General features: G+C 68.9%; 11 protein-coding genes and 1 pseudogene. 8 read left to right on the forward strand and 4 right to left on the reverse strand.

The window, feature by feature from the left end; all coding sequences use genetic code 11:
• Positions 1-55: 55 nt before the first annotated feature.
• Positions 56-457 carry an acetate--CoA ligase family protein gene (locus tag C8250_RS40550; RefSeq protein WP_138351993.1) on the reverse strand — a complete coding sequence of 134 codons (402 nt, stop codon included), beginning with the start codon at positions 455-457 and terminating at the stop codon, positions 56-58.
• A gap of 396 nt (positions 458-853) precedes the next feature.
• On the opposite strand from C8250_RS40550, the gene pflB reads away from it, so the two are divergent.
• The 4 genes from pflB (at position 854) to C8250_RS40570 (ending at position 5034) form a co-directional block, all read left to right on the forward strand.
• The gene (gene pflB / locus C8250_RS40555) at positions 854-3115 is read left to right on the forward strand and encodes a formate C-acetyltransferase (RefSeq protein ID WP_138351992.1); all 2262 of its coding nucleotides are present in this window, start codon (positions 854-856) and stop codon (positions 3113-3115) included.
• Positions 3112-3840, forward strand: a complete 729-nt coding sequence (gene pflA, locus C8250_RS40560) for a pyruvate formate-lyase-activating protein (protein ID WP_138351991.1) — start codon at positions 3112-3114, stop codon at positions 3838-3840. Before pflB ends, pflA begins: the two co-directional genes overlap by 4 nt.
• 161 nt (positions 3841-4001) lie before the next feature.
• Entirely contained in the window at positions 4002-4490 is a 489-nt protein-coding gene (locus C8250_RS40565) for a universal stress protein (protein ID WP_138351990.1), read from the forward strand.
• A 49-nt stretch (positions 4491-4539) separates the two neighbouring features.
• On the forward strand, positions 4540-5034 hold the full coding sequence (locus C8250_RS40570; protein ID WP_244809705.1) for a DUF5994 family protein: 495 nt from the start codon (positions 4540-4542) through the stop codon (positions 5032-5034).
• Positions 5035-5101: 67 nt separating this feature from the next.
• Here C8250_RS40570 and ppdK read toward each other — a convergent pair whose 3' ends face one another.
• The 3 genes and pseudogenes from ppdK to C8250_RS40585 all read right to left on the reverse strand — a co-directional run bounded on the left by ppdK (position 5102) and on the right by C8250_RS40585 (position 9816).
• Positions 5102-7759: a pyruvate, phosphate dikinase gene (gene ppdK, locus C8250_RS40575; RefSeq protein ID WP_138351989.1), complete on the reverse strand. Its 2658-nt coding sequence runs from the start codon at positions 7757-7759 to the stop codon at positions 5102-5104.
• Positions 7760-7839: 80 nt separating this feature from the next.
• Positions 7840-7989, reverse strand: a pseudogene (locus C8250_RS40580) (universal stress protein); the annotation flags it as partial.
• A 240-nt stretch (positions 7990-8229) separates the two neighbouring features.
• A complete protein-coding gene (locus C8250_RS40585) occupies positions 8230-9816 on the reverse strand; it encodes an oleate hydratase (RefSeq protein WP_138351987.1) in 1587 nt (528 codons plus the stop codon).
• A gap of 421 nt (positions 9817-10237) precedes the next feature.
• On the opposite strand from C8250_RS40585, the gene C8250_RS40590 reads away from it, so the two are divergent.
• The 4 genes from C8250_RS40590 to argF all read left to right on the forward strand — a co-directional run bounded on the left by C8250_RS40590 (position 10238) and on the right by argF (position 15046).
• Entirely contained in the window at positions 10238-11137 is a 900-nt protein-coding gene (locus tag C8250_RS40590; protein ID WP_138351986.1) for a slipin family protein, read from the forward strand.
• A 117-nt stretch (positions 11138-11254) separates the two neighbouring features.
• Complete coding sequence (locus C8250_RS40595) at positions 11255-12640, forward strand: amino acid permease (protein ID WP_198359471.1); 1386 nt, start codon at positions 11255-11257, stop codon at positions 12638-12640.
• Positions 12641-12702: 62 nt separating this feature from the next.
• The gene (locus C8250_RS40600) at positions 12703-13953 is read left to right on the forward strand and encodes an arginine deiminase (protein WP_138351985.1); all 1251 of its coding nucleotides are present in this window, start codon (positions 12703-12705) and stop codon (positions 13951-13953) included.
• Positions 13954-14023: 70 nt separating this feature from the next.
• Positions 14024-15046, forward strand: coding sequence for an ornithine carbamoyltransferase (gene argF, locus C8250_RS40605; RefSeq protein ID WP_138351984.1), 1023 nt, complete (start codon positions 14024-14026; stop codon positions 15044-15046).

The raw sequence follows: 15046 nt of genomic DNA on the forward strand, positions 1-15046 counted from the left end.
AGGTTGACCGGCCGCACTCCGCACGTCCGTGAAGTGCCTTTTCGCGGACCCGGATTCAACGCAGCCGGCGCAGGTACGGATCGTGGACGCGGCGGGGCAGCAGGCGGATGCGGGCGTCGCGCGCGGTGACGCCGCTGGGCCCGGCGACGACCGTGTCGATGGCGGCTTCCGCGAGTTGTGGCAGATCTTCGGCCATCCGTGACAACCGCAGCAGCAGCGTCTTCACCCCCCCGATGTCCGCGCTACCGCCGTGGCGCCCGGGGAGCAGCGAGGAGCAGCGCGGGTCGGCGAGCAGCGCTCGAGCGTCACGCTCGGTGAGCGGGGCGGGCCGGGTGGCCGGTTCGGCAAGCGGATCGCAGGCGATACGGCAGGCGTCGGCGGCCATGATGCCCGCGCCGCGTGAGTTCGACACCACGGCGACGTTGGTCCCGGGCGGCAGCGGCTGGGAGTGCAGCATGTCCGCGGCGTCGAGGAGTTCGCCAAGGGTTCGGGTGACGATGACTCCGGCTTGGGTGAACAGCGCCTGTCGGGTCGTGGCCGGGACGTCATGGTCCGCGCTGCCTACGGCGGCCGAACGCCGGCCGGGGTGCGGGCCGCCGTGTCGACGGTCAGGACCGGCAAGTGCCGGGCGAGCTCGGGTTCCGTTCCACGATCCTGCCGACGGTGGGCCAGCGCGCAGGGGCTGGCCGGGGCAGCCGCGAGGGCCGTTCGGCCCTGATGGGTGCGGAGGTCCCGACAGGCTGTAAGCCGGGCAGGGCCGAACGGCTGCTCCGCGGGGACCTGCGGACCCTGGGCGGCCTCTCGTCGGCGAACGAGCATGGAGACACCTGAACTGTGAAGGAGTGAGGCGACGATGACTGTGACAACGCCATCCACCATGGGCGTGTCCGAGGCCGCGTGGCAGGGGTTCTCCGGCCGGTCCTGGCGCGACCGCATCGATGTACGCGACTTCATCCAGACCAACTACACACCGTACGAAGGCGATGCCTCCTTCCTGGCAGGCCCGACGACGCGCACCCTCGCGGTATGGCACAAGGTCTCCGCGCTGTTCCCCGAGGAACGCCGCCGAGGCGTTCTCGATATCGACGCCCGGACGCCTTCGACCATCACCTCGCACCGTCCCGGATGGATCGACCGGGAGCGTGAGCTGATCGTCGGTCTGCAGACGGATGCCCCGCTGAAGCGGGCGATCATGCCCAACGGCGGCCTGCGGATGGTCGAGAACAGCCTGCGGGCCTACGGATACGAGCCCGACCCGTTCGTCACGAGGGTGTTCGGCACCTACCGGAAGACCCATAACACCGGCGTCTTCGACGCCTACACCCCCGAGATGCTCCGCGCACGCAAGGCCGGCCTCATCACCGGCCTGCCCGACGCCTATGGCCGGGGACGGATCATCGGCGACTACCGGAGAGCCGCCCTGTACGGCACGTCTCGGCTGATCGAGGTCAAGCGTGCCGAGCGGGCCCTGCTGGACGCCCGGCCCTCCACATCCGATGTCATCCGCGACCGTGAGGAGATCGCCGAACAGATCCGCGCGCTGGGCGAACTGGAACAGATGGCGGCCACCTACGGCTGCGACGTCACCCGCCCGGCAACCACCGCCCACGAGGCCGTGCAATGGCTCTATCTCGGCTATCTGGCGGCGGTGAAGGAGCAGAACGGCGCCGCGATGTCCCTGGGCCGCACCTCCACGTTCCTGGACGTCTATCTGGCCCGGGATCTGGCCGAGGGACGGATCGACGAGAGCCGCGCCCAGGAGCTGATCGACGACTTCGTGATCAAGCTGCGCATCGTCCGGTTCCTGCGCACCCCGGAGTACGACACCTTGTTCTCCGGCGACCCGACGTGGGTCACCGAGTCCATCGGCGGCATCGGCGACGACGGTCGGCCGCTGGTCACCCGTACCTCCTTCCGGTTCCTGCGGACCCTCGCCAACCTCGGGCCCGCCCCCGAGCCCAATCTCACCGTCCTGTGGTCCCCGCGATTGCCCGAGGGCTTCAAGCGGTTCTGCGCCCAGGTGTCGATCGACACCAGCTCCATCCAGTACGAGTCCGATGAGCTGATGCGCCCGCGGACCGGTGACGACACCGCGATCGCCTGCTGTGTCTCGGCGATGGCGGTCGGCAAGCAGATGCAGTTCTTCGGCGCCCGGGTGAACCTCGCCAAGGCCCTGCTGTACGCGATCAACGGCGGCCGGGACGAGATGACCGGCGAGCAGGTCGCACCGGTGTCCACTCCGTTGACCGGCGAGTATCTCGACCATGACGAGCTGACCGCCGCGTACGACCGGATGCTCGACTGGCTCGCCGGCACGTACGTCAACGCCCTCAACGTCATCCACTACATGCACGACAAGTACGCCTACGAGCGGCTGGAGATGGCGCTGCACGGCCATCCCGTGCAGCGCACCATGGCCTGTGGAATCGCCGGCCTCTCGGTGGCAGCCGACAGCCTGTCGGCCGTCAAGTACGCCCGGGTGAAGGTGATCCGGGACGACACCGGACTGGCCACGGACTACGAGGTCGAGGGCGAGTACCCCGCGTACGGGAACCACGACGACCGTGCCGACAGCATCGCCGTCGACCTGGTGCACACCTTCATGGCCAAGCTGCGCCGGCATCCCACCTACCGGGGCGCGGAGCAGACCCAGTCGGTGCTCACCATCACCTCCAACGTGGTCTACGGCAAGCACACGGGCAACACCCCGGACGGCCGTCGCGCGGGGCTGCCCTTCGCGCCCGGTGCCAACCCCATGAACGGCCGTGATCGCCACGGGCTGGCGGCCTCCGCCCTGTCGGTGGCCAAGATCCCGTACGAGCAGGCCCGTGACGGCATCTCGCTGACCTCGACCATCACCCCGGAAGGGCTCGGGCACGACCCCGCGGAACGTGCCACCAACCTGGTCGGCATCCTCGACGCCTACACGGCTTCCGGCGGCTTCCACATGAACGTCAACGTTCTGGACCGGGCCACTCTGGAGGACGCCATGGAGCATCCGGAGAAGTATCCCGAGCTGACCATCCGGGTCTCCGGTTACGCCGTCAACTTCGTCCGCCTGACGCGCGAGCAGCAGCTCGACGTGATCAGCCGCACCTTCCACGGTGCGATGTGAGCACCGGCCGGATCCATTCCTGGGACCTGTCCACGGGCGTGGACGGGCCCGGCACCCGGTTCGTGCTCTTCATGAACGGCTGCCCGCTGCGCTGCTCGTACTGCGCCAACCCCGACACCTGGAAACTGCGCGACGGGCGCAGTATGACTGTCGACGAGGTGATGGCAGAGATCGCGAAATACCGCTCCTTCATCGACACCGCCGGCGGGGGAGTCACGCTCAGCGGAGGTGAGCCGCTCCTGCAGGCCGACTTCACCGCCGAAGTCTTGCACCGCTGCCACGAGCTGGGTCTCCACACCGCCCTGGACACCTCCGGCGCTCTCGGCGCCCGCGCCGGTGACGCGCTGCTCGCCGATACCGACCTGGTCCTGCTCGACATCAAGTCCTTCGACATCGAGGCTTACCACCGGCTCACCGGCGGCCACCTGGCCCCCACCCTGAGCTTCGCCGGACGGCTCGACCGACTGGGAATCCCGGTCCGGATCCGCTATGTGCTGGTGCCGGGCCTGACCGACGACCGGGCCGCGGTGGACGGCCTGGCCGCCTTCGTCGCCGGTCTGGACAACGTCGAAGGGGTGGACGTGCTGCCCTTCCACACGATGGGCACCCACAAGTACGACGACCTCGGCATCCCCTTCGTGCTGCGCGACACCCCCGCACCGGGGCCCGCGCTCCTGGAACGGGTGCGAGGTCAGTTCCGGGTGCACGGCGTGCCGGCCGTGTAGGCCGCGGGCAGGGACGTTCGGCCCCCCGGAGGGACCTGCAAGGCCCCTCTGCATCCGCTCCTGGGCCTGTGAGGCTGGAAGCGAGCGGGAGACCGCACATCACTCCATGACTTCGTGCGGTACACCATCGACCGCGGTCCGACGACTCTCCGGAGGGCTCCATGTCCGACACGAGCGCGAACACTTCCGACGGCCCCATCGTGGTGGGCACGGACGGCTCACCGTCCGCCCGCCACGCCGTGCTCGTCGCGCTGCGCGAAGCACAGCTGCGCGGCACCGGACTGCGGGCCGTCTGCGCCTACGACTACGGGCCCGACCGCTATGCCGGCTACGAGTGGCTGACCGCGTCGGACAACGCCGGTCTGTACGTGCAGCTGCGTGACATCGCGGAACAGGCTGTGACCGACACCGTCGCCGAACTCCAGAAGGAGCTCGGCGGTACCCCGGTGGAAGTGGAGGTCGTGGTCGAACCGGGACGCCCTTCGCAGGTGCTGCTCGAAGCCAGTGCGGACGCCTGTCTGCTGGTGGTCGGCACCCGGGGAGCGAGCTCCTGGGGGCGCCTCAGGCTCGGCTCGACCAGCACGGAGGTCGTGCACCACGCACACCTTCCGGTCCTGGTCGTCCCCGGCGACGACCCCGACGCCGCGTAACTCCGATCGCAACGACACCGGGTCCCGGACCCGGGGACAGGTTCGCATCATGACCACCATCAGCTTGTCGCAGGCTTCGCACCCGGACGTGACCGCCATCCCCGAGGTCCGGATGCTGCTGAAACCGCAGTGCGCGGACCGGGGAATGGTCGACGGTGCCTGGTGGCCGCGCACACGTGACCTGGCCCGTGAACTGCCGTTCCTGGTCGCGGTCCTGGACGAGCGCTGGGGCCGGATCACCCGGGTCGCGGTGAATCCCCACAGCTGGCCGGAGATCCCGAAGAAGGTGCCCGCGGGAATCCATACCGTGAGCGTCGGATGGTTCGACGCCGAGCAGGACCCCGACGACCTGCTGCTGCTCTCCTACACCGTCGGGCGCTGGGACCTGCTGATCGTGCCGCCGGAGTGCGACCCCGAGCGCGCCGCTTGGCTGATGTGCGCCGCGGGCGACGTGGACAACCGGCAGAGCGTCCGGGAGCTGATGGCCGGCCCGCGGTCGGTGCGGCACACCACCACGCACGCGGCTCCGTGGGAAGCCCTCTGAGGGCGACAGCAGTCGACGACAGCCGGGGCCGGCCTGCGGGCCGGCCCCAGCTGCAGTGGTTCCAGGGCTATGTGTCGTTGTCCTCGGGGGAGTTCATTCGCAGTGCGGCGCGTCCGGACTCCAGCCGGGCGGCCGGCAGGCGGAACGGGGAGCAGGAGACGTAGTCGAGTCCCGTCCGCTCGAAGAAGTCGATCGAGTCGGGATCGCCGCCGTGCTCGCCGCAGACGCCGATTTTGAGGGCTGGCCGGGCCGCACGGCCTTCCCGTACCGCGATCTCCACCAGGCGGCCGACACCGTCCCGGTCGATCGTCTCGAACGGCGAGGCGGCGAAGATGCCCTGAGCGAGGTAGGTGGCGAAGAAGGACCCTTCCACGTCGTCGCGGGAGAATCCCCAGGTGGTCTGGGTGAGGTCGTTGGTGCCGAAGGAGAAGAAGTCGGCCTCCTGGGCGATCCGGTCGGCGGTCAGGGCCGCTCTCGGAAGTTCGATCATGGTGCCGATGGGGCACGTCACCGTCACTCCCGCGGAGAGGGAGACCTGTGCGAGGACGGCTTCCACCTCCCGGCGCACCATGCGCAGTTCCTCGACCGTACCGACCAGCGGAACCATGATCTCGGCCTGCGGGTGCCCGCCGTCGTTCAGCCGCTGGGCGACCGCCTCACCGACGGCCCGTACCTGCATCGCGACCAGGCCGGGCACCACCAGACCGAGACGGACGCCGCGCAGTCCCAGCATCGGGTTCTGTTCGTGCATACGCTCGACGGCGGCGAGAAGGTCGACGTCGTGCGGGTCCGGAATCTGTCCGGTGGCGCGGACCGAGGCGACCCGTACGGCCAGTTCGACGCGGTCGGGCAGGAACTCGTGGAGCGGGGGGTCCAGCAGCCGGATGGTGACGGGCAGCCCGTCCATCGCCGCCAGGATGGCGGTGAAATCCGCGCGTTGGAGGGGCAGCAGCGCGTCCAGGGCGCGCTTGCGTCCGGTGTCGCTGTCGGCCAGGATCATCGACTCGACCAGCCGCCGGCGTTCGCCGAGGAACATGTGCTCGGTGCGGCACAGTCCGATGCCCTGGGCGCCGAAGCGCCGGGCGCGCGCGGCGTCCTCGGGGGTGTCGGCGTTGGCAAGGGTCTCCATCCGGCTCACCTCGTCGGCATGCGCGAGGATGCGGGCCACCGCGTCCACCACGCCAGGAGGTCGCTCTCCGGTTTCGAAGTAGTGCATCACAGGTGACTCGACCAGCGGCTGTGCGCCGAGGTGGACGGTGCCGGCCGAGCCGTCGATGGACACCACCGTGCCCTCGGCGACCACGGTGCCGTCGCGCGTGGTGAAGTGCCGGGCCGTCTCGTCGACCGTGATCTCCTCGGCTCCGCAGACACAGACCTTGCCCATGCCTCGCGCCACCACGGCCGCGTGACTGGTCTTGCCGCCCCGGCTGGTGAGGACGGCTTGCGCGGCGATCATTCCCGGCAGGTCGTCGGGGGTGGTCTCACGCCGGACGAGCACCGTCCTGGAGCCCGCGGCAGCCAGGCGTACCGCCTCCGCCGAGGTGAAGACCACGGCGCCGACGGCCGCACCCGGCGATGCCGGGATGCCACGCGCCAGCGGTGTTCCCGCTGCCGCGTCGTCGAAGCGGGGGAACATCAGATGGGTGAGCTGCTCACCGGTCACCCGGCGGAGGGCCTCTGCCGGGGAGATGACGTCCTCGTCGATCAGCTGGGCGGCGATACGGAAGGCCGCTTCCGCCGTGCGCTTGCCGACGCGGGTCTGCAGCATCCACAGCCGGCCGCGCTCGATGGTGAACTCGATGTCGCAAAGGTCCCGGTAGTGGTGTTCCAGGATGCCCAGGTAGTCGCGCAGCTGTGTGTACGAGAGCGGGTCGATGGCCTCCAGCTCCTGCAGCGGAACAGCATTGCGGATGCCGGCGACGACGTCCTCGCCCTGGGCGTCGGACAGATAGTCGCCGTAGATGCCCCGGCGGCCGGTGGCCGGATCGCGGGTGAACGCCACGCCGGTGCCGGAGTCCGGGCCGAGGTTGCCGAAGACCATGGTCTGGATGTTGACGGCCGTGCCGAGGTCGTCGGGGATGTGCTCGCGCCTGCGGTACAGCCGGGCCCGCTCGCCGTTCCAGGACTCGAAGACGGCGAGGATCGCGCGGCTGAGCTGGTCGGCGGGGTCCTGCGGGAAGTCCTCACCCGTCGCGTCACGCACGATCCGTTTGAACTCCTCCACGACGTCAGGCAAGTCGTCCGGGTCCCGGTGCTCCGCCAGAGCGTCGGCGAACAGGGAGCCGTCGACTCCCATCGCGGTGCTGCCGAACATCTGGATGAGTCGCCGGTAGGAGTCCCAGGCGAAGTGCTCGCGGCCGGTGGTCTTCGCCAGGCCGTGCACCGAGTCGTCGTTCAGACCGATGTCGAGGATCGTCTCCATCATGCCGGGCATGGAGAAACGTCCACCGGAGCGTACCGAGAGCAGCAGCGGGTCGTCCGGGTGGCCCAGCTTGCGCCCGCCGGCGAGCTCCAGGGCTGACAGCCGGGCGGCAACCTGTATTCCGAGGCCGTCCGGCTCGCCTCCGGTGGCCAGGAAGGCCCGGCAGGCTTCGGTGGTGACGGTGAAGCCGGGTGGCACGGGCAGGCCGATACGGGTCATCTCGGCGAGATTGGCGCCCTTCCCCCCGAGGAGGCCGGCCATCTCACGGCCACCCTCGGTGAAGTCGTACACGTACTGGACCATGGTGCGGCCGCCTCACTTCGCAGGATTGAATCGGGGCCGGGAGCGGCCCCGCCGTCGACGCGCCGTTCAGTGGGCCTGACTCAGCTGTGCGATGGGCCGGGCAACGAGCCTTGTGGTGTCTCGGGGACGAGCAGGACCGGGCAGTGGGAGTGGTGCAGCAGAGTGGTGACCGGGCCGAGCTGAGGTCCCAGCAGGCCCTGTCTGCGGTGCGCGGTGACCACGATGTGATCGTTCCCTTCATCGAATGCGTCCGGCGTCCTGCTGCGGCTTCCGCCGGGGGACCTCGGCCCGCGTGCCGTGGGAACGGGCCGGCGGGCCGGTGTCCGTTCCGCAGTCCCTCAGGTACAGCCTGGCCCGGCACCGGTGCCGGCCGCTTGGGCCACTCGGACCCGGTACAGGGGTCCAACCGGCCCGCATCGCGGAGAGAGGTCCGTGACGTCGGAGTGCCTGGCCGAACCGGCCGCGTCTCCTCAGCTGAAAGCGGTCTTCAGCGCCTCGAAGGCGGCCTTCGGGTCGGAGAGGGCGTGGTAGATGCCCGGGATCTCCTTGTCCACGTCCAGCAGCCCGTACACGGCGTGCATGGCACCGCGGACCGAGTACTCGACGGTGAACACCACGTCCTCGGGAATCTCGACGAACTGCCCGAGGAAGGCGAAGTTCGCCGCTCCCGCGGGGATCACCAGCGGCCTGTCCCGAACGCTGCGGCGCTCGAACTGGCTGGTGATGTACGGCATCATCACGGTTCTCACCGTCGTGGTCGCGGCGACTTCCTGCGCGATGTCCTGGAAGCCGAGGTGGCCGAGGAGCTCGGTGAGGATCTCCTGGCCGGTAGCCTCCGACATCTTCTTCCCGGTGTTCTCGCCCTCGTTGTCGACGAACAGGCCGTAGCCCCAGAGGGTGAAGACGTCGTCGGGCTGGCCGTCGAAGTGCGGCTGGGAGGGCACCACGATGGACATCAGCCAGTTGGAGTCCTTGAACGTCATCAGGCCGCCGGTACCGGGCGCGTTGCCGGAGAACTCCTCGATCCGTTTCAGCAGTGCCGGGCTTCGCATCGTGAGGGTGAAGGACTCCCATTTGGCCTCGTCGACGTCGGCGTTGAAGGAACTGGGGCGGCCGAAGTCCTCCGCCTTGCGGGCCAGGGTCTCCCACAGCGTCCAGCCGCCGTCGCGCTTGTCGCGGATCAGCTCGGGGGCGGTGTCGTCATCGCCGTACGTGCTGTCGGCGGTCATCGAGCCGAGCGTGATGAACGCGTAGTCCTCCGGGCCGAGGTCGTAACCACCGTTGCTGCCGTTCTGCTGGAACTCGATCCGTGACGCGCGCCGGTCACCGATGTCCCCGACGAAGTCCACGTTGGTCACCGTCACGCCGTACTCGATGCGTACACCGCGGCTCTCCAGCCACTTCTGCACCGGGCGGACCAGGGAGTCGTACTGGTTGAGACGGGTGCGCCGCACTCCGGCGAGAGTGTGGATCCGCGGGAACTCCTGCATGAAGCGCAGGAAGTACCGCTTGAGTTCGATGGCGCTGTGCCAGTTCTGGAAGGCGAAGGTGGTGCGCCACATGGCCCAGAAGTTCGTGTCGAAGAAGTGCTGTGAGAAGAAGTCCTCGATCCGGCGGGGGCCGATCACGGACTCCGGGAGTGCCAGAAGGCGGGCCAGGTCGACCCGGTCACGCGTGTTGAACCCGAGTTGAGCCGCGTCGAGGATGGAGTGATCACCGGCGATGAGCCGGGCCTTGGCGCCGGTGACGGTCTGCCGGTTGAACTCCCGCGTCTCCTGCAGCACGGAGACGTTCTCGTCGTCCAGCGTGGGGATGGTCTCCAGCAGGTTCCAGAGGCAGACGTACGCCTCCTCTTCCAGCATCCGCCCGCCACGCGTCACATAACCAGTTTCCGGGCCACCGCCGCCGTCCAGGGAACCGCCGGCGATGGGGAGTTCCTCCAGGATGTGGATGTTCTCGCCCTGGAGGCCGCTGTCACGGATCAGGAACACCGCTGCCGCGAGTGCTCCGATGCCGCCGCCGACCAGATAGGCCCGGGTGTGCCGTGCTGTGTCCATGTGCTGGTTCCCCTTTGATGCCGCCCAGAGCGCTGGGACCGATGCGTCGGAGCCCGCTCCGCCTGATCGACAGGTGTGCGGTCCGATGCTGGATCCCCAGCCAACGCCACGAGGGTCACCGCCGTCGTGGGCTGTCCGGTACCCAGGTCCAGGGACCTTTGTCCCTCGGAGCGAAGGGGGTGCCGGGGTGATGGCCTGGGGGCAGAGGGCGGGCAGGACCATCAGCCGTTCACTCCTCCCACCTGCGGGACCAATGGCCCTCCTTCTGGTCCCGGCGGGCCCTCCAGCCCGGCTCGAACCCGCATCAGGATGAGGGCAGACGGCGATCCGGCCGTGCTCTGAAGTGGCGAGACGCACCGGCAGGCCTGAGGACCACGGCCGCCAGCGACGCTCTCGCCCGCCAATCGAACCGAGGCACGCCATGCCCGTCCTGATCATTACTGTCGTGGTCCTGCTCCTCCTGCTGATCTGTGCGATGGCCGTGAAGATCGTCAAGCAGTACGAGCAGGGGGTGCTGTTCCGGCTCGGCCGGGTGCTGGGCGAGCGCAAGCCCGGTCTGCGGCTGATCATTCCGTTCGTCGACGTCCTGCACCGGGTGTCGCTGCGGATCGTCACCATGCCGATCCAGTCGCAGGGCATCATCACCCGCGACAACGTCAGCGTCGATGTGTCCGCGGTCGCTTACTTCCGGGTGGTCGACCCGGTGAAGTCCGTCGTCGCCATCGAGAACGTGTACGCGGCGATCGACCAGATCGCGCAGACCACGCTGCGCAAGGTCGTGGGACAGCACACCCTGGACGAGACGCTGTCCGAGACGGACACGATCAACCTGGACATCCGCGAGATCCTCGACGTCACGACGGTCGAGTGGGGCGTCCAGGTGACGCTGGTGGAGCTGAAGGACATTCAGCTGCCCGACAGCATGAAGCGGGCGATGGCCCGTCAGGCCGAGGCCGAGCGGGAGAAGCGCGCGAAGATCATCAACGCTGAGGGCGAGTCGCTGGCCGCCGCGGCCCTCGGTGACGCCTCGGACGTGATGATGGCCCACCCGCTGGCCCTGCAACTGCGCAACCTGCAGAGCCTGGTGGAGATCGGCGTGGACAAGAACACCACCGTCGTCTTCCCGGCCCCGCTGATGAGCACCATCGGTGAACTCGGCTCCTTCCTCGCCCGTGAGACCGCGGCGGCGATCCCGGTCGTCCCGCCGACGGCCAGGAACACGGAAGCGGAACCTGCCACCGAGCCCGCGTTCGTGGACATCACGACAGCCGACACCCCGGCCGTCTCCTCCAACGGCGTTCCTCGCGCGATCAGCAAGTAGTCCGCCGACCGCGACCGTGTTCAGAAGTGAGGAAGATCCGTGCCTGAGATGACCAACAACCCGCCGGCTGACAACGATACGAAGTCCGACCTTCCAAACCAGGAACCGAGGAAGGGGATGTTCGGACTGCCGACCGCGACCGCGCTGGTCATCGGTTCCGTGATCGGTACCGGGGTGTTCGCCCTGCCGACCGCGCTGGCTCCGTACGGGCCGATCAGCCTGGTCGCGTTCGTGCTGGTCACCGTCGGCGCGCTGGCACTGGCCTTCACGTTCGGTGCGCTGTCCAAACGGGTGCGGGGATCCGGCGGCCCCTACGTCTACGCCCGGGACGCCTTCGGCGACTTCGCCGGCTTCCTCAACGCGTGGTCCTACTGGATCACGGCGTGGGCGGGCAACGCGGCCATCGTCGTGGCCTGGGTCGGGTACGTGGAGGTGTTCTGGAACACCGGCCACGCCAAGACCTGGTCGATCGTCATCGCCATGGTCGGACTGTGGATACCGGCGGTCATCAACCTCTCCGGTATCCGGAACATGGCGGTCACCCAGATCGTCACCACCGTGCTGAAGTTCGTGCCACTGCTGTTCATGGCCACCGTCGGGCTGCTGTTCATCAAGGCGCACAACTTCGGCGCCTTCAACGCCAGCGGCACCTCCGCCGGTGCCGCGATCTCCGCCGCCGCGGCCATCGCCCTGTTCAGCTATCTCGGGATCGAGACCGCATCGGTGGCCGCAGGACGGGTACGGGACCCGCAGCGCAACGTGGGCCGGGCAACGATCCTCGGCACCGTCGGCTGCGCGGTCGTCTACATCCTGGGCACGGTGACGGTGTTCGGCACCGTCTCCAACGCGGCTCTGCAGAAGTCGGCCGCGCCGTTCACGGACTCGGCGGATGCCATCTTCGGCGGCCGATGGGCCGGCCAGTCCGTTGCGGTCGCCGCGATCGTCTCCGGACTGGGCGCCCTGATCGGCTGGACCCTCATCGTCGCCGAGATGCCGATGGCCGCGGCCAAGGACCGCCTGTTCCCGGCCGCCTTCGGTCGCACCCGTAAGGGCGTCCCGGCATTCGGGATCATCAGCTCGACGCTGCTCGCCTCCGTCCTGACCGCCGTCAGTTACAGCCAGTTCGAGAAGGTCTTCACCACCCTCGTCCTGCTGTCCGTGGTCACCGCCGTGATCCCCTACATCTTCAGCGCCGGCGCCCAGCTGTACTGGCTGCTCACCCGCGGGCGCCAGACCCGGTGGCCGCACCTGTTCCGCGACTGCGGGGTGTCCGCCGTCGCCCTGGCCTTCTCGTTCTGGTCCCTCGCCGGCAGCGGCTACCAGGCCGTCTACTACGGGCTGTTCTGCCTGCTCCTCGGTCTGCCGGTCTACATCTGGCTCAAGGCCGCACGCAACGAGTACGGCGAGACCCCCGTCATCCCGGACGGTGAGCCCTCCGTCGCAGGCGCGGTCCCGCTCCCACCCGCGGCTCCGGCGGACACCCCAGTGGGGCACACGACGTGACCCGGCCCCTGACACCTTCCGGAACCGGCGCCCGACCTTCGCCGCACATCAAGGAGACCACCATGACCCGCACCCTCGGCGTGCATTCCGAAGTCGGCCCGCTGCGCGAGGCCATCGTCCACCGCCCCGGGCTGGAGCTGAACCGCCTGACGCCCGGCAACTGCGACGAACTGCTCTTCGACGACGTGCTGTGGGCCGCCAAGGCCCGCGAGGAGCACGACACCTTCGTCCAAGTACTCCGCGACCGCGGCACGACGGTCCACCACTTCGACCAACTCCTCGCCCGGACGCTGGAGCGCCCGGAGGCACGGGCCTTCGTTCTGGACCGCATCTGCACCCCGGAACTGGTGGGCCCGACCCTGGCGACACCCCTGCGACGGCTCGCCGACGAGGCGGACCCGGCGACGCTGGCCGAACTGCTCATCGGCGGAGTGACCCGCGCCGACCTGTCGCCCCTGCGGGTGCGCAGCCTGCGCTGGCAGAGCCTGGAACTGGACGACTTCGTCCTCGCGCCGCTGCCCAACACGCTGTTCCAGCGCGACAACTCGGCCTGGATCTACGGAGGCGTCACGATCAACCCGATGGCCAAGGCCGCCCGGCAGCGCGAGTCCCTGCACAGCCGTGCCGTGTACACGTTCCACCCGTTGTTCGCGGACGCGACCTTCCCGGTGTACTACGGCAACGACGACACCAACCACCAGCCGGCCACCCTCGAAGGTGGCGACATCCACGTCCTGGGCCGAGGTGTCGTCCTGATCGGGATGGGGGAGCGGAGCACTCCGACGGGCGTGGAGATCCTGGCCCGCGAGCTCTTCCGCAGCGGACAGGCCAGCACCGTGATCGCCGTCCAGCTCCCCAAATCGCACGCCTTCATGCACCTGGACACCGTGCTGACGATGATCGACGTCGACACCTTCGTCCGCTATCCCTACCTCGACCCGAAGGCCCTGCGTACCTGGGTGATCGTCCCCGCCGACCCGCAGGAGACCGTCGAGCACGACACCGGCGGCCTGCACGTCGAGCAGCGCGACGACCTGTTCGCCACCATCGCCGACGCCCTGGGCCTGGACAAGATCAGGGTGCTGTCCGCCGATGAGGACGCTCGGGCGGCCGAACGCGAGCAGTGGGACGACGCCAACAACTTCCTCACCGTCGCACCCGGGGTCGTGGTCGGCTACGAACGCAACACCGTGACCAACGCGATGCTCCGGGACAACGGCATCGAGGTCATCAGCATCCCTGGCAGCGAACTGGGCCGCGGCCGGGGCGGCGCACGCTGCATGACCTGCCCCACCCAGCGCGACGGAATCTGACCCACCCCGCGACCCGTGCCCCGGCGAATCCGCCACCATCCACGATCAGCCCCCTGTGAGGACTTCCCCCATGCCTACGTCGACGCCCACGACCGCCACCCACCACCGGCCCGGCTCCCTCCTGAAGGAACTCGACCTCGACAAGTCGGGATTCCTGGCGCTGATCACCGCGGCCGGGCAGCTCAAGGCAGCCAAGGCGAACGGCTCCGAGCGCCCCCAGCTGGAGGGCAGGAACATCGCGCTGGTCTTCGAGAAGAGCTCCACGCGCACCCGCTGCGCGTTCGAGGTCGCTGCTCACGACCAGGGCGCACATGTCAGCTACCTGGGCCCGGAGGGATCCCACATCGGACGTGAGGAGTCGATCCGTGACACCGCCCGGGTGCTGGGCCGGATGTTCGACGGTATCGAGTTCCGCGGATTCGCCCAGGACACCGTGGAGGAACTGGCCGACCACGCCGGCGTCCCGGTGTGGAACGGGCTCACCGACGAATGGCACCCGACCCAGATGCTCGCCGACGTCCTCACCATGACCGAACACCATGCCGGCCCCGTCGAGGAGATCGCCTACTGCTTCCTGGGCGACGGCCGCAACAACGTGGCCCGCTCCCTGCTGATCACCGGGGCACTGCTCGGCATGGACGTCCGCATCGCCGCACCGCGCGACCTGTGGCCCCCGGACGACGTGATCGCTGAAGCGGACCGGCTCGCGGTGACCAGCGGGGCACGGGTGATGGTGACCGAGGACGTCGAGCAGGGCGTGGCGGGCGCCGACTTCGTCTACACCGATGTCTGGGTCAGCATGGGGGAGTCGGACGAGCAGTGGAGTACCCGCATACCGCAACTGCTGCCCTACCGGGTCACCGAGAAGGTGCTGCTGGCCTCCGGCAAGCCCGACACGAAGTTCCTCCACTGTCTGCCGTCCGTCCACGATCGCAGCACGCAGCTCGGCCGGCGGCTGTTCGACCGCTTCGGCCTCGACGGGGCGGAAGTCACCGACGAGGTCTTCGAGTCGCCGCGCTCAGTGGTCTTCGACCAGGCCGAGAACCGCCTGCACACCATCAAGGCCGTCCTCGTCGCCGCGCTGGGTGCCTGA

The organism is Streptomyces sp. So13.3 (assembly GCF_005860785.2).
GTDB classification, from domain to species: domain Bacteria; phylum Actinomycetota; class Actinomycetes; order Streptomycetales; family Streptomycetaceae; genus Actinacidiphila; species Actinacidiphila fildesensis.

Coding starts and splice junctions, on each gene's coding strand:
- C8250_RS40550 (WP_138351993.1), bottom strand. CDS start 457: ATGCTGCACTCCCAGCCGCTGCCGCCCGGGACCAACGTCGCCGTGGTG.
- pflB (WP_138351992.1), top strand. CDS start 854: ATGACTGTGACAACGCCATCCACCATGGGCGTGTCCGAGGCCGCGTGG.
- C8250_RS40565 (WP_138351990.1), top strand. CDS start 4,002: ATGTCCGACACGAGCGCGAACACTTCCGACGGCCCCATCGTGGTGGGC.
- C8250_RS40570 (WP_244809705.1), top strand. CDS start 4,540: ATGACCACCATCAGCTTGTCGCAGGCTTCGCACCCGGACGTGACCGCC.
- ppdK (WP_138351989.1), bottom strand. CDS start 7,759: ATGGTCCAGTACGTGTACGACTTCACCGAGGGTGGCCGTGAGATGGCC.
- C8250_RS40585 (WP_138351987.1), bottom strand. CDS start 9,816: ATGGACACAGCACGGCACACCCGGGCCTATCTGGTCGGCGGCGGCATC.
- C8250_RS40590 (WP_138351986.1), top strand. CDS start 10,238: ATGCCCGTCCTGATCATTACTGTCGTGGTCCTGCTCCTCCTGCTGATC.
- C8250_RS40595 (WP_198359471.1), top strand. CDS start 11,255: ATGTTCGGACTGCCGACCGCGACCGCGCTGGTCATCGGTTCCGTGATC.
- C8250_RS40600 (WP_138351985.1), top strand. CDS start 12,703: ATGACCCGCACCCTCGGCGTGCATTCCGAAGTCGGCCCGCTGCGCGAG.
- argF (WP_138351984.1), top strand. CDS start 14,024: ATGCCTACGTCGACGCCCACGACCGCCACCCACCACCGGCCCGGCTCC.